At 49.0% G+C, this 25,321-nt stretch carries 20 protein-coding genes; 18 read left to right on the forward strand and 2 right to left on the reverse strand.

What is annotated here, in order from left to right:
- Window position 1 precedes the first annotated feature (1 nt).
- The 15 genes from purQ to CHH60_RS20690 all read left to right on the forward strand — a co-directional run bounded on the left by purQ (window position 2) and on the right by CHH60_RS20690 (window position 18,120).
- Window positions 2-691 carry a phosphoribosylformylglycinamidine synthase subunit PurQ gene (gene purQ / locus CHH60_RS20620; protein ID WP_095360917.1) on the forward strand — a complete coding sequence of 230 codons (690 nt, stop codon included), beginning with the start codon at window positions 2-4 and terminating at the stop codon, window positions 689-691.
- Complete coding sequence (purL, locus tag CHH60_RS20625; RefSeq protein ID WP_095360918.1) at window positions 669-2,912, forward strand: phosphoribosylformylglycinamidine synthase subunit PurL; 2,244 nt, start codon at window positions 669-671, stop codon at window positions 2,910-2,912. The genes purQ and purL overlap by 23 nt, the downstream gene beginning before the upstream one ends.
- A complete protein-coding gene (gene purF / locus CHH60_RS20630; protein WP_095360919.1) occupies window positions 2,897-4,375 on the forward strand; it encodes an amidophosphoribosyltransferase in 1,479 nt (492 codons plus the stop codon). The genes purL and purF overlap by 16 nt, the downstream gene beginning before the upstream one ends.
- An 11-nt stretch (window positions 4,376-4,386) precedes the next feature.
- Window positions 4,387-4,830: an immunity 26/phosphotriesterase HocA family protein gene (locus CHH60_RS20635; protein WP_095360920.1), complete on the forward strand. Its 444-nt coding sequence runs from the start codon at window positions 4,387-4,389 to the stop codon at window positions 4,828-4,830.
- A 248-nt stretch (window positions 4,831-5,078) separates the two neighbouring features.
- A complete protein-coding gene (gene purM / locus CHH60_RS20640; RefSeq protein ID WP_095360921.1) occupies window positions 5,079-6,119 on the forward strand; it encodes a phosphoribosylformylglycinamidine cyclo-ligase in 1,041 nt (346 codons plus the stop codon).
- The gene (gene purN / locus CHH60_RS20645) at window positions 6,119-6,736 is read left to right on the forward strand and encodes a phosphoribosylglycinamide formyltransferase (RefSeq protein WP_095360922.1); all 618 of its coding nucleotides are present in this window, start codon (window positions 6,119-6,121) and stop codon (window positions 6,734-6,736) included. Before purM ends, purN begins: the two co-directional genes overlap by 1 nt.
- A 202-nt stretch (window positions 6,737-6,938) precedes the next feature.
- Window positions 6,939-8,486 (forward strand): bifunctional phosphoribosylaminoimidazolecarboxamide formyltransferase/IMP cyclohydrolase, encoded by a 1,548-nt coding sequence (purH, locus tag CHH60_RS20650; RefSeq protein ID WP_095360923.1) that lies wholly within the window; start codon window positions 6,939-6,941, stop codon window positions 8,484-8,486.
- Between the two features lie 119 nt (window positions 8,487-8,605).
- Entirely contained in the window at window positions 8,606-9,871 is a 1,266-nt protein-coding gene (gene purD, locus CHH60_RS20655) for a phosphoribosylamine--glycine ligase (RefSeq protein WP_095360924.1), read from the forward strand.
- A gap of 650 nt (window positions 9,872-10,521) precedes the next feature.
- Entirely contained in the window at window positions 10,522-11,862 is a 1,341-nt protein-coding gene (locus CHH60_RS20660; protein ID WP_095360925.1) for a hemolysin family protein, read from the forward strand.
- 280 nt (window positions 11,863-12,142) lie between these two features.
- The gene (locus tag CHH60_RS20665) at window positions 12,143-13,225 is read left to right on the forward strand and encodes a hemolysin family protein (protein ID WP_095360926.1); all 1,083 of its coding nucleotides are present in this window, start codon (window positions 12,143-12,145) and stop codon (window positions 13,223-13,225) included.
- Window positions 13,226-13,492: 267 nt separating this feature from the next.
- Window positions 13,493-14,443 carry a ring-cleaving dioxygenase gene (locus tag CHH60_RS20670; RefSeq protein ID WP_371859966.1) on the forward strand — a complete coding sequence of 317 codons (951 nt, stop codon included), beginning with the start codon at window positions 13,493-13,495 and terminating at the stop codon, window positions 14,441-14,443.
- A gap of 14 nt (window positions 14,444-14,457) precedes the next feature.
- Window positions 14,458-15,063 (forward strand): alpha/beta hydrolase, encoded by a 606-nt coding sequence (locus CHH60_RS20675; RefSeq protein ID WP_095361017.1) that lies wholly within the window; start codon window positions 14,458-14,460, stop codon window positions 15,061-15,063.
- A gap of 202 nt (window positions 15,064-15,265) precedes the next feature.
- On the forward strand, window positions 15,266-16,126 hold the full coding sequence (locus CHH60_RS20680) for an alpha/beta fold hydrolase (protein WP_095360927.1): 861 nt from the start codon (window positions 15,266-15,268) through the stop codon (window positions 16,124-16,126).
- A gap of 93 nt (window positions 16,127-16,219) precedes the next feature.
- On the forward strand, window positions 16,220-17,512 hold the full coding sequence (gene ilvA / locus CHH60_RS20685; protein ID WP_095360928.1) for a threonine ammonia-lyase IlvA: 1,293 nt from the start codon (window positions 16,220-16,222) through the stop codon (window positions 17,510-17,512).
- Complete coding sequence (locus CHH60_RS20690; protein ID WP_255248027.1) at window positions 17,512-18,120, forward strand: GNAT family N-acetyltransferase; 609 nt, start codon at window positions 17,512-17,514, stop codon at window positions 18,118-18,120. Before ilvA ends, CHH60_RS20690 begins: the two co-directional genes overlap by 1 nt.
- An 85-nt stretch (window positions 18,121-18,205) precedes the next feature.
- Here CHH60_RS20690 and CHH60_RS20695 read toward each other — a convergent pair whose 3' ends face one another.
- A complete protein-coding gene (locus tag CHH60_RS20695; protein ID WP_095360930.1) occupies window positions 18,206-19,174 on the reverse strand; it encodes a hypothetical protein in 969 nt (322 codons plus the stop codon).
- Between the two features lie 290 nt (window positions 19,175-19,464).
- Between CHH60_RS20695 and CHH60_RS20700 the strand changes: the two genes are divergently transcribed.
- Entirely contained in the window at window positions 19,465-22,680 is a 3,216-nt protein-coding gene (locus tag CHH60_RS20700; protein ID WP_176476148.1) for a copper amine oxidase N-terminal domain-containing protein, read from the forward strand.
- A 182-nt stretch (window positions 22,681-22,862) separates the two neighbouring features.
- Complete coding sequence (locus tag CHH60_RS20705) at window positions 22,863-23,768, forward strand: AraC family transcriptional regulator (protein ID WP_095360932.1); 906 nt, start codon at window positions 22,863-22,865, stop codon at window positions 23,766-23,768.
- A 74-nt stretch (window positions 23,769-23,842) separates the two neighbouring features.
- On the opposite strand, the gene CHH60_RS20710 is transcribed toward CHH60_RS20705, so the two are convergent.
- Window positions 23,843-24,676 (reverse strand): DUF1129 family protein, encoded by an 834-nt coding sequence (locus CHH60_RS20710; protein WP_217990002.1) that lies wholly within the window; start codon window positions 24,674-24,676, stop codon window positions 23,843-23,845.
- 391 nt (window positions 24,677-25,067) lie between these two features.
- Here CHH60_RS20710 and CHH60_RS20715 point away from each other — a divergent pair, with 391 nt between their 5' ends.
- Window positions 25,068-25,316, forward strand: a complete 249-nt coding sequence (locus CHH60_RS20715) for a hypothetical protein (protein WP_095360934.1) — start codon at window positions 25,068-25,070, stop codon at window positions 25,314-25,316.
- The last annotated feature ends 5 nt before the right edge of the window (window positions 25,317-25,321 follow it).

Genomic DNA, 25,321 nt, shown 5'->3' on the forward strand with positions numbered 1-25,321 from the left:
CATGAAATTTGCAGTTCTTGTGTTTCCTGGCTCCAACTGCGACATTGACTGTTACAAGGCAGTGGAAGATGCCATTGGGCAAGAGGTTGATTATGTATGGCACACGGCAACGGATCTTTCGGCATATGACTGTATCCTGGTTCCGGGTGGTTTCTCCTATGGAGACTACTTGCGTTGTGGGGCGATTTCTCGCTTCGCACCTGTAATGAATGAGGTAGCCAAAGCTGCTGAACAAGGTAAATATATTCTGGGGATCTGCAACGGATTCCAGATTCTGACTGAAGCCGGATTGCTTCCAGGCGCGTTAATTCGCAATATGTCACTGAAATTCCGTTGCCACGATACGGTCTTGAAAGTAACGAATACAGATACACCATTTACACGTGACTATGCACCTGGGGAAGAGATTATCATTCCGATTGCTCACGGTGAAGGCAACTATTACTGCGATGAAGAGACGCTCGCGAGTTTGCAAGCGAACAACCAGATCGTATTTACGTACGGCAGCAACCCGAACGGTTCCCTGGGCGATATCGCAGGAATCTGTAATGAGGGTGGAAACGTGGTCGGCATGATGCCGCATCCGGAGCGTGCGGTGGATTCACTGCTGGGCTCAGAAGACGGCAAACGTATGTTTACATCTATTTTGAAAGCATGGAGGGATCGACATGACGCAGCAGCTATCCGCTAAGGAACCGACGGCAGAACAGGTCGCAGAACATAAACTTTACGCACAAATGGGCGTGTCGGACAGCGAGTATGAGCTGATCTGTGAATTCATGGGACGCAAGCCGAACTACACGGAAATCGGTGTATTTAGCGTTATGTGGTCCGAGCACTGTGCATACAAAAACTCCAAGCCGCTGCTGCGCCGTTTCCCAACTAGTGGACCACGTGTCCTGATGGGACCAGGTGAAGGTGCCGGGATCGTTGACATTGGCGACAACCAGGCTGTTGTTTTCAAAATTGAAAGCCATAACCACCCTTCCGCTGTAGAGCCTTATCAAGGGGCAGCAACAGGCGTGGGCGGTATCATCCGTGATATTTTCTCCATGGGTGCAAGACCGGTAGCTCTGCTGAACTCGCTTCGTTTCGGGAAATTGGAGAGCGATCGCGTGAAATACCTGTTTGAACATGTCGTATCCGGTATTGCCGGATATGGTAACTGTATCGGGATTCCAACGGTAGCCGGTGAAGTCATGTTCGACGAAAGTTATGAAGGCAATCCACTCGTTAATGCCATGTGCGTAGGCTTGATCGATCATGACAAAATTCAGCGCGGTGTAGCCAAAGGCGTAGGAAACCCGGTGTACTATGTTGGTCCTCCAACGGGCCGCGATGGAATTCACGGTGCAACGTTTGCATCGGTAGAACTGACAGAAGAATCCGAATCCAAGAAGACAGCGGTTCAAGTCGGCGACCCATTCATGGAAAAACTCGTCATGGAGTCCTGCCTTGAGCTGATCGACACGGGTATCGTACTTGGTATTCAGGATATGGGTGCAGCTGGCCTGACTTGCTCCAGTGCGGAGATGGCAAGTAAAGCCGGTAACGGTCTGGAACTGTATCTCGATCAGGTACCACAGCGCGAAGAAGGCATGACACCTTATGAGATGATGCTGTCCGAGTCTCAGGAACGGATGCTGTTCGTGGTTGAGCCGAAGGATGAAGCCCAAGCGATGGAGATCTTTGAGCGTTGGGGCGTAATCTGTGCGAAAGTCGGTAAAGTTACCGATGATGGACGTCTGAAGCTGTATCACCACGGCGAAGTGGTTGGGGACATGCCAGTGACGGCATTGGTCGACGAGTGTCCGGTGTACAACAAGCCATCCTCTGTACCGGCTTACTACGAGCAAAGCGCTTCAATCGACACGCTACGTTACGATGAAGTGTCGGATCTCGGCGGTGCGTTGAAACAGGTATTGGCTTCGCCAACGGTAGCAAGCAAGAAGTGGGTTTACGATCAATACGACTATATGGTTCGTACAAGTACAGCTGTTCGTCCGGGTTCGGATGCTGCCGTGGTAACGATTCGCGGAACACGCAAAGGTCTGGCGATGACAACGGACTGTAACGGACGTTATGTATATCTGGATCCTGAAGTGGGTGGCCGCATTGCAGTTAGTGAAGCTGCTCGTAACATTGTATGTTCCGGTGCGGAGCCACTGGCGATTACGGACAACCTCAACTTCGGTAACCCGGAGAAGCCGGACATTTTCTGGCAGATGGAAAAAGCCGTAGACGGTATGGCGGAAGCTTGCCGCGTGCTCGACACGCCGGTTATTGGTGGTAACGTGAGTCTTTATAACGAAAACGCCAAAGGCTCAATCTATCCAACGCCAGTAGTCGGTATGGTAGGTCTCGTTCATGATACGGATCATATCACCACACAGGGATTCAAATCCGAAGGCGATGTGATCATCCTCCTCGGAGAGACCAAAGCGGAGCTTGGCGGCAGCGAACTGCAATATGCGGTTCATGGCAAAACGGAAGGCCGTCCGCCGCAACTTGATCTGAACACGGAGAAGGCGCTGCTCAGCACCGTGCTGGAAGCCATCCAATCCGGACTTGTTCGCTCGGCACATGACTTGTCTGAGGGAGGATTGGCTGTAGCTTTGGCTGAATCCTGCATCAGCGGCAACGTGGGTGCACAGGTGAATGTGGAGACTGCACTGCGTGCAGATCATGCACTCTTCAGTGAGAGCCAATCCCGCATTCTGCTGTCCGCTACGCCGGAGCAAGCAGGCAAACTTGAAGCATTTGTACGTGAGCGCGGTGTACCCGTAGCTGTTATTGGACGTGTGGAAGGAAGCAACTTGACGATCGAATTGAACGGAACATCAGCCGTGAACGAACCCGTAGGAGGTTTGGCTCAGGTCTGGGAGGATGCGATTCCATGTCTCATGAACTGACGACAGGACAGTGGTGGACAGGCGATTATTATAACGAAGGGTCCGGTAAGGAAGGACTCGATAAATTGAAGGAAGAATGTGGCGTATTCGGGGTGTTCAGACACCCTGATGCTGCTTCGCTCTCCTATTATGGACTTCATGCGCTTCAACATCGGGGCGAAGAAAGTGCAGGCATGTGTGTGAGTGATGGTACCCAGTTTAACTACCATCGTGGTATGGGTCTGGTGAAGGAAGTCTTCACCAAAGACCTGATGCAGACCTTGTCTGGTGATATTTCCATCGGTCACGTTCGGTATTCCACGAGCGGCGACAGTAAACTGACCAACGCACAACCCCTGGTTTTCAAGTATCGTGACGGGGATCTGGCTGTTGCCACGAACGGGAATATCGTGAATGCACCAACGATTCGCCGTGAGCTGGAACAGAGCGGGTCGATCTTCCAAACAACTAGCGATACGGAAGTTATTGCGCATTTGATTGCACGTTCATCGAAGGGTTTAGTGGAAGCAGCAAAAGATGCATTCCAGCGGATTGTGGGTGGTTATGCATTTCTGATCATGACCAACGACAAGCTGCTGGTGGCTTCCGATCCGCACGGGTTGCGTCCGCTGACGATGGGCAAGCTCGGAGATGCATATCTGTTCGCATCTGAGACGTGTGCACTCGAAACGATCGGCGCAGAATTGATTCGCGATATTGAACCTGGTGAACTGCTGGTGCTTGACGCAGAAGGTCTGCACGAGGATCGCTTCGATCATCACAAACACCGCAAGGCACTGTGTGCAATGGAATATATTTATTTTGCCCGTCCGGATAGTGACATGAACGGAGCCAACCAGCATGCTGCCCGGAAGCGGATGGGTGGACGCATGGCGATTGAATCTTTTGTGGATGCCGACCTGGTAACAGGTGTACCGGACTCCAGTATTTCCGCGGCAATAGGATACGCTGAGCAAACCGGGATTCCGTATGAAATGGGCATGATCAAGAACAAATACACCGGACGTACGTTTATCCAGCCTAGTCAGGAATTGCGTGAACAGGGCGTGAAGATGAAGCTGAGTGCGGTGCGCCGCGTCGTAGAAGGCAAGCGCGTTGTCATGATTGATGATTCCATCGTCCGGGGGACGACTTCGAGACGGATTGTGAACATGCTGCGTGATGCCGGAGCAACTGAGGTGCATGTACGCATAACCTCACCTCCGTTCAAAAACCCATGTTTCTATGGAATTGATACGCCTGACAGCCGTGAACTTATTGCTTCATCCTTGTCAGTAGAAGAGATCTGCCGTGAGATCAACGCAGACTCTCTGGCGTTCCTCAGTCCCGATGGACTGATTGCATCCATTCAGGGAGATAATCAGGATGATTACAAAGGCGGGCTCTGCCTCGCTTGCTTCGATAATGATTATCCAACTAACCTTGACTTCGGTGGCGAAGAGAAATTCGGCTGCAGCTGTTAGGAGACAGGCTTATGGGTAGGAAAAGCTATAATGAGGGCGATATTTTTCTGATTCCGATGCATGATGGACGGTTTGCCGTGTGTCAGGTGATATGTGCACTGAGAGACCGGTTCAAAAAGGCATTTTCGTTCGGCGTGATGAGCATTCAGCGTGACGAAACTGTAAGTTTGGAAGACGGCAAATTCCTTGTCTATTCTTATGGTAAACGTAAGAGCAGCGTGATCTTCACGTCACCCAAGCTGCTGAAAGATGGCACATGGAGCATTGTTGGTAACATCCCGCTGACACCTGCAAAGAAGGAACTGCAAGTATTCCAGTGTGCCGGAGGGGTATACAACGGTGACGAATTCATTCGAATGGTTCCACCAGAAGAGTATAGTCAGTACGTTACAATGGGTGTAGCTGGATTTGAATTGGTACAGAATCATCTTTTAGATATGAGCAAAAATCAATAAATTGTACTACCCATTTACACAAAACGGAGAGGACAGAAAAAACCTGAAGAAGCGAAGCTAAAAGCTTTCTGAAAGAAAGCTACATCGGAAGCATAGGCTTCGCCTTTATCACCGGATTTTCCCTTTGAAAAAAGGGAATCAAAACTCTGGGGATAACAGCGATTGGAAGGTTATTCTGTCATTGGAGTGTTACGGTGTTGTAAATATCTTTAGTTCAATTTATACAAGATACGAAGGGTGCGATGGTAGTGTCAGAAGCATATAAAAAGGCCGGCGTCGATATCGCGGCAGGTAATGAAGCGGTTGAACGGATGAAAAAACACGTGAAGCGTACCTTCCGTCCGGAAGTGATGACAGATCTGGGCGGATTCGGAGCCCTGTTCGGTTTGAACAAAGACAAATATGATGAGCCGGTGCTCGTTTCCGGCACTGACGGTGTAGGAACCAAGCTGAAAATCGCGTTTGCCATGGACCGTCACGATACCATTGGAATCGACGCTGTGGCCATGTGTGTGAATGACATTGTTGTGCAGGGTGCGGAGCCGCTCTTTTTCCTCGATTACCTGGCATGTGACAAAGTCATCCCTGAGAAGATCGAAGCCATCGTTGCCGGAATCGCTGAAGGATGTCACCAGTCCGGATGTGCGCTGATTGGCGGAGAAACGGCAGAAATGCCGGGCATGTACAGCGAAGGGGAATACGATATTGCCGGATTTACCGTGGGAATCGTGGATAAAGCTAAAATCATCAACGGCACGACCATCTCTCCAGGTGACACGGTAATTGGACTGGCTTCAAGTGGTGTACACAGCAATGGATTCTCACTGGTCCGCAGACTTTTGCTGGAGGAAGCCGGGTTGGATCTACATGAGGAAGTATCTGAACTGGGCGGCAAGCTAGGTGATGCACTGCTGGAACCGACAAAAATCTATGTAAAACCACTTCTGTCCCTGCTGGAAAAGGTCAACGTCAAAGGCATGGCACACATTACGGGGGGCGGATTTATCGAGAATATCCCACGGATGCTGCCTAGCAGCGTCAATGTAGATATCGATTACGGCTCATGGCCGATCCTGCCTATCTTCAACTTGCTGCAGCAAAAAGGGTCGGTCTCGAACCGGGATATGTTCACTACGTTTAACATGGGAATCGGACTTGTGCTTGTTGTGAACGAAGCAGACGCAAACGAAGCTCTGGAACAGCTGAAAGCTTCTGGAGAAGAAGCGTACATCATTGGACGTGTGACTGAAGGAGATGCGCGAGTAACCTTCACGGGAGCGGATGTTTAATGGCGGACTACCGGATTGCCGTATTTGCCTCTGGTGAAGGGTCGAACTTTCAGGCATTGGTGGATGCAGCGAAAAACGGAGGGTTGAATGCATCCGTAGACTTGCTGGTGTGCGACAAACCTGCTGCACGCGTTGTGCAGCGGGCCAAGGATGCAGGTATCGACTGCCATCTGTTCACTCCAAAAAATTACGAATCCCGCGAGGCCTACGAGGCTGAGATCGTGGAAGTGCTTGAATCCAAAAACATTGATTTGGTTGTTCTTGCCGGATACATGAGATTGCTGACTTCAGTCGTTGTGGATCGGTATGCCGGACGGCTGATTAACATCCATCCGTCTTTGCTTCCCGCATTTGCAGGTAAGGATGCAATCGGGCAGGCATTGGAGTACGGTGTAAAAATTACCGGGGTAACCGTACACTTTGTGGATGGTGGCATGGATACCGGGCCTATCATAGCCCAGCATCCCGTGCCGATTCTGCCTGAGGATACCGCAGAATCGATCAGCCGTTCCATCCATGCGGCAGAACAGCAGCTGTATCCGGAGGTCGTTTCCTGGTTTGCTCAAGGATTGGTTCGGCTGGAGGGCCGTCAGGTTACGGTTCGGAAAGCGGATTGATATAAGTTGGACTACGTTTACACCTTAACGGAGAGGGCAGAAGTTTGTTCTGACCTCGTAGTGGTCCAGTGTAAAATCATTCGTCTAACTTATAGGGTAGAGTCGAAAATTGGTACGCATTTTGTGATATTTCTCGGGAAATAAATCGCCTGTGTTTCGTCATGAAACGCGGGGCCATGGGACATTAAAGGAGGAGCATATTGTGAGTATCAAAAGAGCTTTGGTCAGTGTGTGGGATAAAACAGGCATCGTGGACTTTTGCCGCGAGCTGTCGCAAATGGGAGTGGAGATTATTTCGACAGGAGGTACAAGCAGCCTGTTGTCGAAGGAAGGCGTACCTGTGATCGGGATCTCGGACGTAACTGGATTCCCGGAAATTATGGACGGACGTGTCAAAACGCTGCATCCAGCTGTTCATGGTGGTTTGCTGGCTGTACGTGACAGTGAAGATCATAAACGCCAGATGGAAGAGAACGGACTGGATTATATCGACCTGGTAGTCGTAAACCTGTACCCATTCCAGGACACCATTGCGAAGCCGGATGTAACCTATGAAGATGCGATTGAGAACATCGATATCGGTGGTCCTACCATGCTTCGCTCAGCAGCCAAGAACCATGCTTTTGTTAGTGTTGTTGTCGACACGGCAGACTATGGCAAAGTTCTGGAAGAAGTTCGCAGCAGTGGGGATACCACGCTGGAAACACGCAAACGGCTTGCGGCAAAAGTTTTCCGTCATACGGCGGCTTACGATGCAGTTATCTCTGATTATCTCTCCAACCTGAATGGTGATCCACTGCCAGAGCGTTTGACGGTGACTTACGAAAAAATCCAGGATTTGCGCTACGGCGAAAATCCGCATCAACAAGCGGCATTCTATCGTAAACCGCTTGCTGCTCAAGATACGTTGACAACAGCCGAGCAACTGCACGGCAAAGAGCTGTCATACAATAACATCAACGATGCAAACGCAGCGTTGCAGATCGTTAAGGAATTTGTAGAACCTGCTGTTGTGGCGGTTAAGCACATGAACCCTTGCGGCGTGGGGATTGGTGAAAGCATCTATGAAGCCTACAGCAAAGCATATGCTGCAGATCCAACATCCATCTTCGGTGGCATTGTGGCAGCAAACCGCATAATCGACAGCGACACAGCTGCCAAACTGAGCGAGATTTTCCTGGAAATCGTGCTGGCTCCTGATTTCACGCAAGAGGCACTGGATATCCTGACGAAGAAGAAAAACATTCGTTTGCTCAAAACGGGTGAGTTGAATGCAGCTCGTGACCGGGCGGGCCAATTCGCGGTGACCTCTATTGACGGCGGCATGATCGTACAACAGAGCGATGTGCATTCCATCGAAGCGAGTGAACTGAAAGTCGTTACAGATCGTGCACCTTCCGAAGAAGAATTGAAACAGCTCCTCTTTGGCTGGAAAGTCGTTAAGCACGTGAAGTCCAATGCGATCGTGCTTGCAGCGAATGACATGACCGTAGGTGTGGGCGCTGGACAAATGAACCGCGTTGGTGCAGCCAAAATTGCCATTGAACAAGCTGGCGAGCAAGCAAAGGGTGCTATTCTCGCATCGGATGCATTCTTCCCGATGGGCGATACGTTGGAACTGGCAGCTAAGGCTGGAATTACAGCTGTTATTCAACCAGGCGGTTCCATTAAGGATGAAGAGTCCATTAAAGTAGCGAATGAGTATGGTATTGCCATGGTCTTCACAGGCGTTCGCCATTTCAAACACTAAGAGTCAAACTCAAAGCTTCACACGTCGATGAACAAGCGAATAGGCTTGTTCATCCTCATTTTCAGCGCATTAAATGATTAATGAGCGAATTCTGGAATTCATGAGGGGGAACGGAACGAATGGATATTCTGGTAGTAGGCGGCGGCGGCCGGGAGCATGCGATTATCTGGGCATTGGCGAAAAGTCCGAAGGCGGGCAAGATTCACTGTGCGCCAGGAAATGCAGGCATTGCACAGCTTGCCGAATGTCACCCGGTGGCAGTGAATGAATTCGATAAATTAAAGGCTCTTGCCGTGGAACTCAAGGTGGATCTGGTGGTCATTGGTCCGGATGATCCGCTCGCAGACGGGATTGTAGATGCATTTGATTCCACAGGCATTCCGGTCTTTGGACCGCGTCGCAATGCAGCCGAGATCGAAGGAAGCAAAACATTTATGAAGGATCTGCTGCACAAGTACAATATCCCAACAGCAGCCTATGAGAAATTCGACAATTATGAGCAGGCTCAGGCTTATCTTGATGCACAGGCAATTCCCGTTGTCATCAAGGCCGATGGCCTGGCAGCCGGTAAAGGTGTAACAGTTGCTTATTCCCGCGAGGAAGCTGATCAGGCACTACGCAGTATTATGGTGGAGAAGGTTTTCGGGGAAGCAGGAGCCAAAGTAATTATTGAAGAGTTTCTGGCAGGGCAGGAGATGTCGATTCTGGCATTTGTCGACGGCGAGACCGTTCGTCCGATGGCCGCTGCACAGGATCACAAGCCAGTCTATGACGATGACAAGGGGCCTAACACGGGTGGGATGGGTACATACTCACCACTGCCACATATTCCGAATTCAATTATTGAAGAGGCTGTTGAAACAATTATCAAGCCAACGGCCAAAGCCATGGTATCCGAAGGACGTCCATTCCGCGGTGTATTGTTTGCCGGACTCATGATCTCACCGGACGGCAAACCGAAAACAATTGAATTTAATGCTCGTTTTGGTGACCCCGAGACGCAGGTTGTACTGCCACGCCTCAAAACGGATTTGCTCGACATTTTCTGGGCCACCGTGCATGGCAAACTGGCAGACATGGAGATTGAGTGGAGCGAAGAGTCTGCTGTATGCGTGGTCCTGGCATCAGGAGGATATCCGGGGCCGTATGCAAAAGGCGTAGCCATCGAAGGTCTGGATCAGGTCAGTGATGCTGTCGTCTTCCACGCAGGAACGGCACGCAGCGAATCCGGAGAATGGGTCACGAATGGTGGACGTATTCTTGGGGTTGTGGGTTTAGGCGCTGATATTGCCGAAGCTAGAAACAAGGCTTATGCAGAGGCGGAACGTATCCGCTTCGAAGGCAAGCATCAGCGATCTGACATTGCTGCCAAAGCTTTAGTGTAAATAGTTATTAGGTAATATGGGTTCCGCCCGACGAATGCCTTCAGATTAGAAGCATGGCATTAATCGAGTGGGCCTTTTTTGCGTTGGATTATTTGATTAAAATATGTTTCAGCTGGATAAAGCCTAGGGTAGTAGTGTTATAAAATCGGTCTATTCTATACATAGCTTTGTTAGGCATATAAGTAACTTATTACATGAATTAAGCCATTTGTGAACAAAATATTCATGAATATACGTGCAAGATAACCCAAACCATGACGTACAACTGGATGGTTTGATTCGGATCATGTTATACTTTTCTGAAACAGGAATGAACAAGAGGGGAGGTGGATATCTATTGGGAAGGCGATATTGTAAACTGTCCAAATGGAGAATTAAGGTGGAGTAGATCGGAGAAACAATCTGACAGCATGGGGGTTAGCCCTGATTACAGTGAAGTGGTTTCTTAAAGTGATTGACTTCATCCTGGATTCCTGTTTTGCAACTTACAAGGTCTGTGTGCAGCATATAGCAATCTGGTCATTATTGAATTTGATTTTATATATGCATACGCCCAATTTAACTACAATCAGCTGTGCAGCCGTTAACGGGGTTAACGAGCGCTGCTGTAACTATTTCTGGAGGTGAATCCCTGAGAATCGGGGAAATCATTGGACATAATTACCATCTTGAATTTAGCATTACTCGTTCTCTTGATTGCTTTGACCGCTTTTTTTGTGGCATCCGAATTTGCGGTTGTTAAGATTCGTACATCAAGAGTGGATCAACTGGTTGCCGAAGGTAACAAAAAGGCTGTACTCGCCAAGAAGGTCGTTTCCGATCTGGATTACTATCTGTCTGCCTGTCAGCTTGGTATTACGGTAACGGCTCTAGGACTTGGTGCATTAGGGAAGCCGACTGTCGAAAGGCTGTTATATCCGGTATTTGAGTACCTGAATATTTCACCGGCCATTTCGTCGGTTGCCTCCTATGCGATTGCCTTTATCCTTGTGACGTTCCTTCACGTGGTTGTCGGTGAGATGGCACCCAAAACCATGGCGATTCAATTTTCGGAAAAATTGACGCTGATGCTCTCGCCATCGTTATACTGGTTCGGAAAGATTATGTACCCTTTCATCTGGGCACTCAATGGGGCATCCCGCGTCCTTCTGCGGATGTTCGGTGTGAAGCCTGCAGGACATGATCAGGCCTATTCCGAGGATGAGATTAAAATCATCATGAACCAGAGTTATGAAGGTGACGAGACGAATCAAACCAAGTTGTCTTACTTGGAAAATGTGTTTGTGTTTGATGAACGGGTCGCGAAAGACATCATGGTTCCGCGGACGGAACTTGTCACATTGGACCAGGAGATGACTTACGACGATATCATCCCCGTGCTTGATGAGCATAACTATTCCCGTTATCCAGTCATTGAGGAAGGGGATAAGGACCGCATTGTCGGCATGGTCAATGTCAAAAAGATTCTGCCGGATATGGTTGCCCAGAAGCAATACCAACTTGCCGACTTTGTCCGTGAGATTCCATTTGTTTCAGAGATTACACGTATCCAGGATGCCATGATTAAAATGCAGCAGGAACGCGTGCATATGGCCGTGGTAGTGGATGAATACGGCGGTACCTCGGGTATTCTGACGATGGAGGATATTCTGGAGGAGCTTGTTGGTGAGATCCGTGACGAATTCGATGCCGATGAAGTGGCTGACATTCAGGAGACCGGGGAGAATCAATATCTGATTAACGGCCGAGTGCTTCTGGACGAAGTGGAGCGGCAGTTCGGATTGATTTTCGAAGGGAATGAGGAGATGGACACCGTCGCCGGCTGGATTCAGTTCCAGAAGGGTGTGCGGGTGGAAAATGGTGATACGGTTGCCCATGGTGATTATGTCTGGACCGTAGTGGATACCGAAAATTATCAGATCAAGCAGGTCCTGCTTGAGCGCGTGAACGCAGCCCCAGTGGAGGAAGCCACAAGCGATCTGGCGAACTAAATCCGTTTGAGTAATTAATCTGGCTACGTAGTAGTAAAGGGGACGGAATCGATTCTGGAGAAGCGCAGCTAAAAGCTTTCTGAAAGAAAGCTACATCGGAAGCATAGGCTTCGCCTTTATCACCGGATTTCCCCCTATAATAGGGAATGAAAAAAATCTGGGGATAACAGCGATCGGAAGGTTGTTCTGGCATCGGAGTGGACCAATGTAAGATTCATCATAAATTTATAACCATTAAAATGTTCAACTTGGAGGTGAATCCCTCACTCGAGGGAAATCATTGGACGGAATAATAGCATTGAATTTATTTTTGGTAGCCGTATTTATAGGGCTTACCGCCTTCTTCGTCGGCGCTGAATTCGCCATTCTGAAAGTACGGATGTCACGAATTGATCAGCTGATTTCGGAAGGCAACAAAAAAGCGGTCATGGCCAAGAAAGTCGCACACAATCTGGACTATTATCTGTCGGCATGTCAACTGGGAATCACAATTACGGCTCTCGTCTTGGGGGCTTTGGGTGAACCGACGGTTGAAAAAATGCTTCATCCGCTGTTCGAGCGACTTGAAGTGCCGGCAGCCGTGTCGACGGTATTATCCTACGGGATTGCCTTGGCGATCATTACGTTCCTGCATGTGGTTATTGGTGAGCTCGCACCCAAAACGCTGGCGATCCAATTTGCAGAGAGAATGACGCTTTTACTTGCACCACCGCTGTACTGGTTCGGTAAGATCATGAATCCGTTCATCTATGCGCTTAATGGTGCTGCACGGGTGCTGCTCGGAATTTTTGGCATCAAGCCAGCCGGACACGATACCGTTCACTCCGAAGAGGAGCTGAAGCTGATTGTAGCCCAGAGTTACGAGAGCGGGGAGATCAATCAGACCGAGCTGGACTATCTGAAAAACATTTTTGCGTTTGATGAGCGTCTGCTGCAGGAGATTATGATTCGCAAAGAAAAAATCGTTACGCTGAATAAGGAAATGCCGCTGGATCAGGTTATTGAAGTGCTGAATCGGCACGAGTATACGAGATATCCGGTCATTGCGAACGGGGATGCGGCTCGCTTTATCGGCTTTATTAATACAAAAGAAATGCTGACAAGTGTGGCTGCAGGAAGAACGTTCAGCATGGATGCCTACATTCATGATATGCCTGGATTTTCGGAGAAGTCTCCGATCAAGGACGTTCTGATCCAAATGCAGCAGAGTCGTGTGCATATGGCCGTTGTGAATAATGAAAAGGGTGCGGCCATTGGTTTGGTTACGATGGAGGACATTCTGGAGGAAATCGTTGGGGATATTAAGGATGAATACGAGCATAAGGATCTGGTGAATCCGCCCAAACGATTGAAATTGACTTAAAGTAGACTGAAGAAAGACAGGTTTCCGATTCATTCGGAGACCTGTTTTTGTGTTGCCCTTTTCTGCTAATCAGGAGTTAACAACATCAACGATGAAACAATCTTAATTTTAAAACAAAAAGCTTGCAATTCAACCAGCGATGGATTAATATAAATTTAAAGAATCTTAAATTAAAGATAAATACAAAAACAACAACGAACAAACAACAATGAATAACAAACCGCTAAATTCAACCATGATAAAATTAAAACCAAGGGAGTGGAGATTATGTTCAGAACTTCAGGAATCCATCACGTAACAGCTTTTGTAGATGACGCACAGAAAAATGTTGATTTTTACGCAGGGGTATTGGCCCTGAGACTGGTGAAAAAAACAATTAACTTCGATGCACCGGATGTGTACCATCTGTATTACGGAAATGAGGATGGGGCGCCAGGTACAATCATCACCTTCTTCCCACACCAAAATGCCATGAGAGGTGTCATTGGTTCCGGACAGACTGGGGTAACTGTATATGCGATTCCGGTAGGAAGTCTGCCATTCTGGAAAGAACGTCTCGCTTCCTTCGATATTCCGTTTGAAAATAAAACCAGATTCGGTGAGCAATATATTCGCTTCTTCGACAAAGGCGGCCTGCTGCTTGAACTGGTTGAACGTGAAGAGGGCCAGCCAAGTAAATGGACATTCAACGGGGTAACTCCTGAGCATGCGATCAAGGGTTTTGGCGGCGCAGTTCTGTTCAGCCAAGTTCCTGAGAAAACCACCGACGTGCTGGTTTCCATGCTCGGCCTGGAACAGGTAGGGGAGGAAAATGGATTGATTCGCCTCCGTGCGACCGGTGACATCGGGCAAATCATCGATGTTCAGTCTACCGGATTCCAGCGGGGGATTGGCGGAGCAGGTACGGTGCACCACATTGCATGGCGCGCAAAAGACTATACAGAACATGAGCAAATGCAGCGCGATCTGGAGAAAGCAGGCTACCATCCAACCCCTGTGATTGATCGTCAGTACTTCAATGCCGTATATTTCCGGGAACCGGGCGGCATATTGTTCGAACTTGCTACCGATCCTCCAGGATTCGCACGTGATGAACCTCAGGAGAGCATGGGAGAGAAACTGATGCTGCCTGAGTGGTATGAACCACAGCGTGAACAGATTGAAAAATTGCTTCCACCAATCGAAGTACGTGAATGGAAAGGAGAGTCCAAATCATGACCACAACCAATACGATGAAACATATTTATAAAGCAGGTGCTCAGCCAGATTCCCCAACACTGCTGCTGCTTCACGGGACAGGTGGAACCGAGAATGATCTGGTAGGTCTTGGCGAATTGATTGCGCCAGGAGCAGGCATGCTGGGTGTACGCGGTAACGTGTCGGAGAACGGGATGCCCCGTTTCTTCCGCCGCTTGGCCGAAGGGGTGTTTGACGAAGAGGATCTGATTGCACGGACAGCGGAGCTGGGTGCATTTGTGGATGCAGCAGCTGCGGAGTACGGATTCGATCGTAACAATGTTTACGCACTCGGTTACTCCAATGGTGCCAATATTGCGGCAAGTCTGATGTTCCACCAGGCTAATGTATTCAAAGGCGCGATTTTGCATCATCCGATGGTACCTCTGCGCGGACTCGAACTGCCGAATCTGAAAGGATTACCTGTCTTCATCGGTGCAGGAGAGAACGATCCGATTGTACCGAAACGGGAAACGGAAGAACTGGCTTCACTTCTTAGTGGGGCAGGCGCAGATGTGAAAACCCACTGGGAGCGTCAGGGGCATCAATTAACCCGTACCGAGGCATTGGCTGCGGCAGCATGGTTTAAAGCCCAGGTGTAAGAAAGCCGTGAATCAATTGCAATAGGTAGTTAATACAATTGTTATTCGCCAGTTTAATATGAACCCGATCCTTGAATGGATCGGGTTTTTGGTTTGCTTTTACAGGAGGAATTATCCTATACTTAAGTAATTGATAATCATTTTCATTTAGAGCGATAGGACTAGAAATGACAACGTTCGTAAACAGGGCAGGGAGGGGACTATGAACGCTATTCATTCCAATCATTCGTATGGTTCAAGTGCATTTATCCACACACGAGATGGCCGCAAGCTTCATTATATGTCCAAAGGAGCCGGTCACCCCATCGTGGTTTTTGAATCAGGCATGGGCTTTTCCAGATCGGCGTGGGGACTCGTGGCGCCTCAAGTGGCTGAACAGACACAGACTGTGGTCTATGACCGTTCTGGTCTGGGACGGAGTGAGGCCGACACGGAGCAGCGGACTCTCCGCAGGCTTACCGAGGATCTGGGCGATCTGCTGACGGCACTTGGGCCAGGCCCTTTCATTCTGGTGGGACACAGCTGGGGAGGGCCGGTCGTCAGAGCTGCGGCAGCTGCGGATCTGTCTCGCATTAGAGGACTGATTCTGGTCGATCCATCCGACGAGAACTGTGAGCTGTATTTTTCCTCCATGGCCAAAATCAGTTTTGGCTTGAACCGTTTCCTGCTTCCTTTGATGGCACGTACAGGACTGTATCGGAAGATGGGCAGCAAGCCGGGCCAGGTTCAACCGGACGATGTTGCACGAGATCACCAGGAGGAAGACTTCACTGTACAAGCGGCACGTACGATGGCTGCTGAATCGGTGGCGTTTCTGGATGATTTGGCCTCAATGCGGGATGCTCCTCCTGTGCTGGGGAATCTGGAAGTCCGGATTATTTCTGGCACTAAGGCAGGACAGGGAGAGCATAAAATTAGACCTGCCATTGTGTCGGCTCACCGCAAGACAGCCCAAGGGCTCGCGAACGGACATTGGATCGAAGCAGGTCAATCGGGCCATATGGTCACTTTTACCGACCCGCAGATTATTATTGATGAAATTTTGCGGATGGCAAATCGTTGAGGCCTTGGCGCAAGCTTAGGTCAAAAGTGATACAATAACAGAAAAAGCAATGCTTGCATTGCCAACCAAGACAAAGCGGAGTGTGGAGAAGAGATGAAACCAGTGGAACAAGAATCAACGGAAAATAAAAATTCCGGCCATGCCGGTGTTGGCATGGAAGATATCGTACGCGCACATCATGTGCTGCGTGAAGTTATTGTAAGAACGCCTTTGCAGCGGGATGCTGTATTGTCGACCAAATATAATTGCAATGTGTATCTCAAGCGGGAAGATCTGCAAGTGGTGCGCTCTTTCAAAATTCGGGGTGCCTACAATATGATCCGCAGTCTGACTCCGGCTGAACTGGAGAAGGGCATTGTCTGCGCAAGCGCAGGGAACCATGCACAGGGTGTTGCCTTTTCCTGTAACGCCCTCGGAATACACGGCAAAATCTTCATGCCGAGCACGACACCGAATCAAAAGGTCAAACAGGTACGACGCTTTGGCGGCAGCAATGTAGAAGTTGTGCTGATCGGGGATACGTATGATGATGCGTATGCAGAAGCCATGCGTGCATGTGACGAACAGGGTATGACGTTCATTCATCCGTTTGACCAACCCAAAATTATTGCGGGTAATGGTACGGTTGCGATGGAGATCATGGAAAGCCTTGATGAGGATGCAGATTATGTTTTTGTTACGATTGGCGGCGGTGGTCTCGCTGCTGGCGTCGGAACTTACATGAAGACGGTAAGCCCGGAAACGCGCATTATTGGTGTGGAACCTCTCGGCGCTGCTTCCATGAGTGAGGCCATGTTCCGCAAACAGGTTGTCACGCTTGATGATATCGATAAATTCGTGGATGGCGCTGCAGTGAAGCGGGTAGGAGACCTGACCTACAACATTTGCAGCAGCACGCTGGATGACATCGTGAAGGTGCCGGAGGGCAAGGCTTGTACGACCATTCTGGAGCTGTATAATGAAAATGCAATCGTGGTTGAACCTGCCGGTTCGCTGGCTGTTGCTGCACTGGAGCAATACCGTGAGCAAATTGTGGGCAAGACTGTAGTCTGCGTAATTAGTGGCGGTAACAACGACATCGACCGGATGCAGGAGATTAAGGAACGTTCCCTAATCTATGAAGGTCTGAAATATTACTTCATGGTGAATTTCCCGCAGCGCGCCGGTGCATTGCGTGAATTCCTGGAGGAAGTGCTCGGACCGAATGACGATATCACCCGGTTTGAATATACGAAGAAGCATGATAAAGAGAACGGCCCTGCCTTGGTAGGCATTGAGCTCATGTACAAGGAAGATTATCAGCCTCTGATTGAACGCATGAATCGCAAAGGCATTGCCTATACCGAGTTGAACAAAAATCTGAATCTCTTTAACATGTTAATCTGATGAGTAATCAGATGAAGCAACCGGGCAGCAGTGAACCCCATCTTCAGCTGCGGCCAGCTTGCAGGGAGGATGCAGCTCAAGTCATTCCGCTGCTCTATCAGGCGATAGGAGACATTGCTTATGCACTGGCGGGTGAGTCCAATCACGAGCAGGCGATGCAGATTCTGAAGCAGTTTTATATGCAGGAGGACAACCGGATCAGCTATCGCCATGTAACGGTGATGGAACATGGCCAGGACATTGCCGGTATTCTCGTAGCCTACGACGGTAGTGAAGCGGATCGTCTGGACCAGCCGATTCTGGATCGGCCTGGACGCAGTCAGGACGAGAAGTATGCAATAATCAAAGAAACTCGTCCCGGTGAATATTATCTGGATACTTTGTCGGTAAGCGAATCCTATCAGGGACAGGGGATCGGCCGGGCTCTGATGGCTGCTTTTGAGCAGCAGGGAAGGGAGCTCGGGCATGACCGGGTGGCTCTTATTGTCGAACGCGACAATGGTCGTGCCTTGATGCTGTATGAACGGCAGGGCTATACGAAGGATGATGTCATTGTCATTGCAGGACATGAATATAACCATATGATCAAGCCGATTCAGCAGGGCTGATCGCACTGAAAAACCGCCATGGGAGCGTATCCTGTGGCGGTTTTGTATTTTTGCAGCGGATGCATCCTTAATGGGATGAATGGTTTTAGAAGCCGGTGTAGCTGCCTGTTGGAACTTTTTGATCCAGCCACTTTTCCACAGCGGAAGTCTTTTGGTATTTGGCATCGGTTACGACGTCCATGAAGGCACCCAGTTTAGCCAGCAAGTCACTATCCTCGGATGAATTCCGTTGCAGCACAGCCTTGTACCCTTTTTGGGCATTGACCACCATGGTGTTGGTTTCGTAATCAAACAATGGTGTATTGTTCAGGCCATAAAAGGTATACAGCGTATAATTGTTCAGCAAATTTCGTACCTGTTTGACCCGATTAGACTTCGGATAATCCTGCAAGAAACGTTCCTGATTCAATGCCCGATTCAGAATTTCCTGATAGCCAATGATGAGTGCGCCATCCTCAGCAGCCAGGTTGCCTGTCTCGACCGCCATGATGTTGATGTACTGTTTGATGTCCGGTTTAACATGTGAATTATATTTTTGAAAAGCCATATAATTCATGATCGGATAGAGGGAGCCTTCCAACATCACAAGGCGGTAGCCGCTGTCCCGGGCTTCCTTCAGCAATGCGCGGAGTTCAGAGTCTTTGGTGCGCTCCATCAGCTGGGTGAAACTGTCGTTCCACTTGTATGCTTTGATCATCTTATCCTGAACATTGGGAACCAACATGCGGTCCGTCATGGCTGTTAATCCCTTGATGCGGGCATTCTCCAACTGCAGCACCATTAGGGTCGCATGATGGGTGGTTACTTTATCGATATTGGATTCCAGATAGGTGTCAGCGGCGGATAAGCCGTTCTTTTTTTGGAGTGTGGATTGAAATGTGTTATAGATGGCGGTCGAACTACTGGTGGTTACTTTCGCTTGGGAATCGGAGGGGGCTGCTGCAGCCATTCCCGTGATCCCCGCGGCACCGGTCTGCATCAAGACAGCAACGGCTGTGACAGTCATGAACATACGGAGCCCTTGGCGTCTGGCAGATGAGTACAATGATGTCATTGTTGTAAACCTCCCGTGAATTTTGAAAATCAAACGGATTGATTCTTTATACATTAACCCAATTTTCTGCGGATGTTGTTTCGGAATAATGACAAAATGTTCTGTTATTTTTAACCTTTGGCAGGTAGATGGTGGAAGAACTTTTCTGCGAAAATATTTTTTGAGCGATTGGAAACTTTTGATCAGGTTCAGACGTCTTAGATGTGCACAGGAAATTATAGGAATAAAATCAAGTGAAATCCGCTCTAATACAATTCAATTCATCTAAAAAGAGAATGGGGATATTCAATATGAAAAAAGCCGGAGGACGTCAAGTTAAAAAGGTCATGTCCGCACTGGCCGTATCAGCCATGCTGATGTCAGCCTTGCCAGCAACAGTAATTGATGCAGCAGCAAGAATCAGTATCTACATCAATGATGCCGAGCTGTCTTCTGCACAAGCGCCTGTCATGAAAGCCGGACGGGTATTGGTTCCGCTGCGGTCCATTTTTGAAGGACTGGATGCTAAAGTGGGATATACGAACAAAACCAAAACCATTACAGCGACTCGCGGAGATCAGGAGGTTTCACTGACACTGGGGTCCAAGACAGCTTACATTAACGGGGAAGCGGTCTCGCTGGACGTGCCTGCAAGTACGATCAAGGGTAACACGATGGTTCCCATTCGCTTTGTGAGTGAAGCGTTTGGAGAGAAAGTATTCTGGAACTCCCGCAATCAGCGGGTGGATATCAAAACAACGTCCACGCCTCCTGTCGATGACACGAAAGCTGCGGCATGGAACATCTACGGATCCGTTTCTGGAAGTAATGGAGATGGTCGAGATCTGACGGTCAGCTTCACGCGCCCTACATCCGAAAAGGCTGTATCCGAATACCGCATTATGCTGGTGAAAACCCGTGATGTGAACAGCTTCAACGAATCAGCGGCTTCGGTGGTGCCATCTGGCAACTATACTTCGGTGTCTCCAAATGGCAGCAACCCGAAATTGACCCTGAATGCGCAGACACGTGACGTTAACGGAGATCCGCTGAATACGAGTGAAACCTATCGTTTGTATGTCCTGACTATGGGCAACAGCAGCAATAGTTACAAAAATGTACTTGCATGGTCTGCTCAGTCTTTGAAATTAAACAATGTGAAAACAACAGTTCAGCCTGTCACCAGTCTTCGCATTGCCGATATCAGTGACTACGGGGATGGCCGTGACATGGAGATTAACTTCAATCAGCCAAGCAGCACGTCGAATATTACGTATTATCGTGCATTTGTCGTCAAAGCGAAGGATGCTTCATCATTCAATCTGACTGCGGCGAATAAAGTATCCAGCTCGAATTCAACGATTATCTATAAAGGAAACAACACAGCGGTCAAAAGTCAGCTTACCTCTTCCACGCGTGATACATCCGGGGAATTAATTCGCAGCGGCACCGCCTATGTCGTATACGTCATGTCGGTCAGCTCCAATGCGGCAGCTGCAGACCACAAGCTGTCTTCCGTATCCTCTTCACTGACACTTAGCGTGAATAAGGCAACGGCACCAGTTATTACGCAAGTCAAGGATAATTCGGACTATGGAGATGGCCGTGACATTCTGGTGAGCTTCAATCGTTCTTCCGACGAATCCAAGGTAGCGAGCTACCGCATCTTCGTTGTACGCAACTCCGTGGCCAGCAGCTTCAATCTGGCGACAGCAAGCAATCTGTCTTCCAGCCTGTACTATACCGTGAACAAAACAGGCAGCAATATCACCACAACGTTACCTTCATCAATGAAAGATACAAGTGGGTATAACGTAACGAATCTGCAGGATTATCGGATTTACGTCATGGCTGTGGGCAATCAGCAAAACAACTATACCAATGCCTTGTCCTCTTCATCCACGTTATTGAGATTGGCGACGAATGGAAATGCAGGAGCTGTTAATAACCTGGCAGTCTCTGATGTGAGTGACTATGGTGACGGACGGGATCTGCGGGTATCTTTCAACAGAGCATCGGATGAGTCTAGAGTTTCGGCTTACCGGGTGTACGTAGTTCGTTCCGGTAACGCAGGAAGCTTCACACTGAGCGCGGCTAACGCTTCAAACAACTACTACCAAGTGAACAAAACGGGTGGCAACCTGTCAGTTACGCTACCAAGCAGCATGGTAGATACGAATGGATACAGAGTTTCCAATAACGTGACTTATCGTGTGTTCGTCCTGTCGGTAAGCACAAGCGGCAACTCCAGTCAGAACGCATTGTCTTCGTACTCGTCACAGATTACATTGAGTCCAAATGCAGCGATAACAGCTCCGAGTAACGTAGCGGCAAGCGATATCGGCGATAATCAGGACGGACGCGATCTGCGCGTAACGTTCACCAAGTCGGCGGATGAGACCAATGTGAACCACTACCGGGTGTTTGTTGTGAAATCCACGAATACCAGCTTCAATCTGTCGGCTGCAAATGCAGTAGGCAGTGCGAATTATACGTATGTCAGCAAGAATGGAAGCAATCAGACGGTGAACTTCAACAGTAATTCGAAAACAGTGGATGGGGAGCTCATTCGTAATGACGTTAGTTACAGGGTGTATGTCATGGCGGTGAACGGTAACTCTTCTCTTGCTAATGCATTGTCCTCGGCCTCCAATGTAGTTACACTTTCCTCCAATACGGCTGTAGGCGCAGTGAATAATGTGAATGTAACGGTGAAAAATCAAGGGCAAGCAGGAAACGCGTCAGATGTCACCGTGAATTTCAGTAAACCAACAACAGAAAATGGTATTGCGAATTATAGAGTATTAATCGTTCCATCTGGTCAAGTAACTGGATTTGACCTGAATTCGGCTCTCGGCATCAGATCGTATGTTCAAATTTCCAAGAATGATGCTGGTAATCCGATTCAGCTCAATAATGGTCACGTTGATATTAATGGTAATGCTCTTGCCGTGGGTCAAAAGTACAGAGTCTTTGTTTTGTCCGTATCCGATAGTGGTACGCGTGCTTCCAATCTATCCGGTGCGTCCAACGAATTCAGTATCCTGGCCAAACCAGCAGAGCCTGTTGCTGTTCAGACAGCAAACATAACGAAAGTTGAGAATGCCAGTACAGCAACGGATGCAGGCCTGAAGGTTACTTTCACTAAACCATCCGACGATAAAGGGATAGGCCAATACCGTTTATTTGTAGTAAAAGCTCAAGATAATCTGGATTTGCCTTCTGCTAATTCAAATAATAATTTTAAAGTAGTTACTCCAGGAGAAATTTCCTTATCCAAAGATACGCTCGATTCAAGTGGAAAGGCGATCGAACTAGGAGCTGATTACAAAGTGTATATCCTTTCTGTATCCAGTGATCTGACGTTGTACACAAGTGTTCTCTCTGCTCCGTCCGGTGCAGCTAGACTTGATGCAGCTCAGGCTACCCCGGTGGTACCCACTCCAGATCCGGCAGTTCCAACGACTGACCCCAATGCCGGTTCGGCTGATTCTGCTCAGGGCACCAGCAATTCAGCGACAAACTAACTTCGTTTATGAACTGAATCATTGTAATGAGAGGGCTCCCTTACCAAACTTAATTGGAAGGGAGCTTCCTTGTTATTAGCTCAATTCTTGTCGTCAAAAGGGTTCTCCAGGCCGTTGCAGGGGCCGGGTCAGCAGGGGGATAATGGAGGGAAGAAGCGCATGATCCGGAAAGGAATGATGGGATGCTTGCATTTCGCTTGACCGGGCTGCCGGATTCCCGGCTGCCTCTGTATCTGTATTGTATTGGAACACACGAGCAGAAAGTGCAGCTCAGGCCGGAAGGGTTCCCGGTGCATCAGCTCTTCCTGTCTCGTAGCGCCGCAGGCGAACTCAAGATTCCGGGTAAGGGGTCATGGCCTGTAGGAGCAGGCCAATTGTGGGTAGGCGAACCAGGAGTAGCCCATGAATTTTACCCGCATTCCAGAACAAACGGGGAACTTGGATATATCGGTATTGGTGGCAGTTCAGCCGGATCGGTGCTCCAATCAGCCGGGTTAATGCATGAGGGACCGAGAGCCCTAACCGACTTTGAACAGTTCTGGTCGCGAATGGCGGACCTCTGGCATGGGTTGGACGATGGGAAGTCTGGTATCTGGGATACGTCACTTATCGTCTATCAGTTCATTTTGGACATCGCCAGGTCCGTATCGACGCAGGAGAGAGCGGATTTATCTGAAACGAGTCGTATTTCTGTGGCGTCTGAACAGCGCGAGTCCGATCCGGGAAGTGAGGCATTTACCCGTGCGGTTGCATTGATGCATGCCCACTACCAGGATGATCTGTTATTAAAGCATGTGGCCGAAGCCGTGGGATACTCCGTGCAGCACCTCAATCGTTTGTTTCATCAACGCCAGGGCGTGACCGGACATCAATATATGCAGCGTTTGAGATTGCAAAAAGCATCCGAATGGCTGGACAAGCATCCACGTGCAAGTGTGAGAGAGGCGGCAGAGATGGTTGGCATGGAGGTTAACTATTTTATCCGCATGTTCAAACGGGAATTCGGTGAGACGCCTGGCAAGGGGATTAGACAGCGGAACCAGTTCAGTGCTGAAAAAGGCGAACCCGATGTGACGCCAACGCTTTGAAAGGTAACTTTCGAGGATAGGTGTGAAAAAAAGATGAGTAATGAAGAAAGGGGCCATCATGGCCCCTTTTTGGTTTATTTCTTTTTCTGCCCGAAGAGCGGCCTCAGTAGAGCTAGCCCCACGATACCAATCACGAGACTCACCCACGGGGCTAAGTAAAATATCGGAAGACTGTCCCGCAGCGGATAACCGACGAACAGGACAAGCACAACAATGACGATATAGATCGCAATGCCTTTCAGGTTAACCTGGGGCTTGGACGTCATATCCTTGCCTTGATCATCTGGCCGTTCCGCCAGGCGGCGAAGCATCTCAACCAGGGCAATCCCGCCAACGGCTGAAATGATAATCGAAAACAGACTGATATGGCTGAATGGTTCCGTATCTCCACCGCTCCAACCGATAAATAGCCCGGCTGCGCCCTGAATGAGCATGACAAAGGAAATGGCTGCCCAAGCAATCATCACATACCACTTGGGTGTACGTTTGACTGGACCGGAAGCTTCTCCGTTCACATCTTCATCGTCCTTAGATGCTACAGCTGGCTTAGCTGGTTTATCGGCTTTCGCTTTTTTGGATGAGTCTCTACCCACAGATACAGACGAAGAACGGGGTGCTCCTGCATTTGCGTCCAGGCGTGCGTGGATATCCTGTTCCAGGTCCGCTCCATATCGTTCCCGTGCGGATTGTCCATCCCGCTGGGCTTGTACAATGGCTTTTCCTTCAGCCAAAATCCATTCTTCCTGAGTTCTTTCATCCGCGTCGGTACGGCGGGCAATGCCGCTAATCTGGTCGAACAATTTTACATTTTCGGGCGTCATCCGGCTCATTTCGGTCATTTGCCGGTTTTGTATTTCTTTAAGCTTCTTATAGGAAATCCCCAATGATTGCTCCCCCTGTCTGAACACGTTACAGATCCCCAGTTTCCTGAAGACCCTGACGGTATTTTAGTATACGGGAAGGGCTCTCGTTTCGCAAAGTCATTCCTTATAAAAAAGCTGAGTGTGATGTATCCACAAGTACACGCAAGCCAGAATGACACAGGTGCATAACAACACCAGCTTGCCGTGTGCACGTATCCAATCGATTAGAAATTCCATGAATTCAACCCTTTCGGCGGAAGGAATCCGAGGTCCATTTGCATGAACATATTGTCGGTTAATTTCCCCATTTTCCCTGTGGAATATACATAGACTGAGCCCATATCCAACGATTGTGTGAAGGATGAATAAAGGTTGACCGATTCCAACACAATAGTAGCATTTCAAACGAAAAAAACAGTAATGGGAGTGTGCAGACATGAATCAAGCCAATCATAATAACAACGAATTAACACGGAAGCTGCTGCTGAACAGCAACTCCCGTGGTGTGAAGGATGAAGTGGTTCCCATGGGTCAGGGAGCGGCAGAGGATACCGAATTTGCAGTTGAGCTTGGCGAGGGGCCCGACAAGACGGGCAGCTTCTGGGAAAGTTCCGAGTTTGCCCGTGAGCATCGCTGGGAAGGTCAAGTAGAGACCCATGAGATGTTTCGCCGGAGCTATGAATAGTACAT

This window comes from Paenibacillus sp. 7523-1 (genome assembly GCF_002276415.1).
Taxonomy (GTDB): Bacteria; Bacillota; Bacilli; order Paenibacillales; family Paenibacillaceae; genus Paenibacillus; species Paenibacillus illinoisensis_A.

Bases quoted from the DNA above. Each gene is read 5' to 3' on its own strand.
- purQ (WP_095360917.1), top strand. From the start codon at position 2: ATGAAATTTGCAGTTCTTGTGTTTCCTGGCTCCAACTGCGACATTGAC.
- purL (WP_095360918.1), top strand. From the start codon at position 669: ATGACGCAGCAGCTATCCGCTAAGGAACCGACGGCAGAACAGGTCGCA.
- purF (WP_095360919.1), top strand. From the start codon at position 2,897: ATGTCTCATGAACTGACGACAGGACAGTGGTGGACAGGCGATTATTAT.
- CHH60_RS20635 (WP_095360920.1), top strand. From the start codon at position 4,387: ATGGGTAGGAAAAGCTATAATGAGGGCGATATTTTTCTGATTCCGATG.
- purN (WP_095360922.1), top strand. From the start codon at position 6,119: ATGGCGGACTACCGGATTGCCGTATTTGCCTCTGGTGAAGGGTCGAAC.
- purD (WP_095360924.1), top strand. From the start codon at position 8,606: ATGGATATTCTGGTAGTAGGCGGCGGCGGCCGGGAGCATGCGATTATC.
- CHH60_RS20670 (WP_371859966.1), top strand. From the start codon at position 13,493: ATGTTCAGAACTTCAGGAATCCATCACGTAACAGCTTTTGTAGATGAC.
- CHH60_RS20675 (WP_095361017.1), top strand. From the start codon at position 14,458: ATGAAACATATTTATAAAGCAGGTGCTCAGCCAGATTCCCCAACACTG.
- CHH60_RS20680 (WP_095360927.1), top strand. From the start codon at position 15,266: ATGAACGCTATTCATTCCAATCATTCGTATGGTTCAAGTGCATTTATC.
- ilvA (WP_095360928.1), top strand. From the start codon at position 16,220: ATGAAACCAGTGGAACAAGAATCAACGGAAAATAAAAATTCCGGCCAT.
- CHH60_RS20690 (WP_255248027.1), top strand. From the start codon at position 17,512: ATGAGTAATCAGATGAAGCAACCGGGCAGCAGTGAACCCCATCTTCAG.
- CHH60_RS20695 (WP_095360930.1), bottom strand. From the start codon at position 19,174: ATGACATCATTGTACTCATCTGCCAGACGCCAAGGGCTCCGTATGTTC.
- CHH60_RS20700 (WP_176476148.1), top strand. From the start codon at position 19,465: ATGAAAAAAGCCGGAGGACGTCAAGTTAAAAAGGTCATGTCCGCACTG.
- CHH60_RS20705 (WP_095360932.1), top strand. From the start codon at position 22,863: ATGCTTGCATTTCGCTTGACCGGGCTGCCGGATTCCCGGCTGCCTCTG.
- CHH60_RS20715 (WP_095360934.1), top strand. From the start codon at position 25,068: ATGAATCAAGCCAATCATAATAACAACGAATTAACACGGAAGCTGCTG.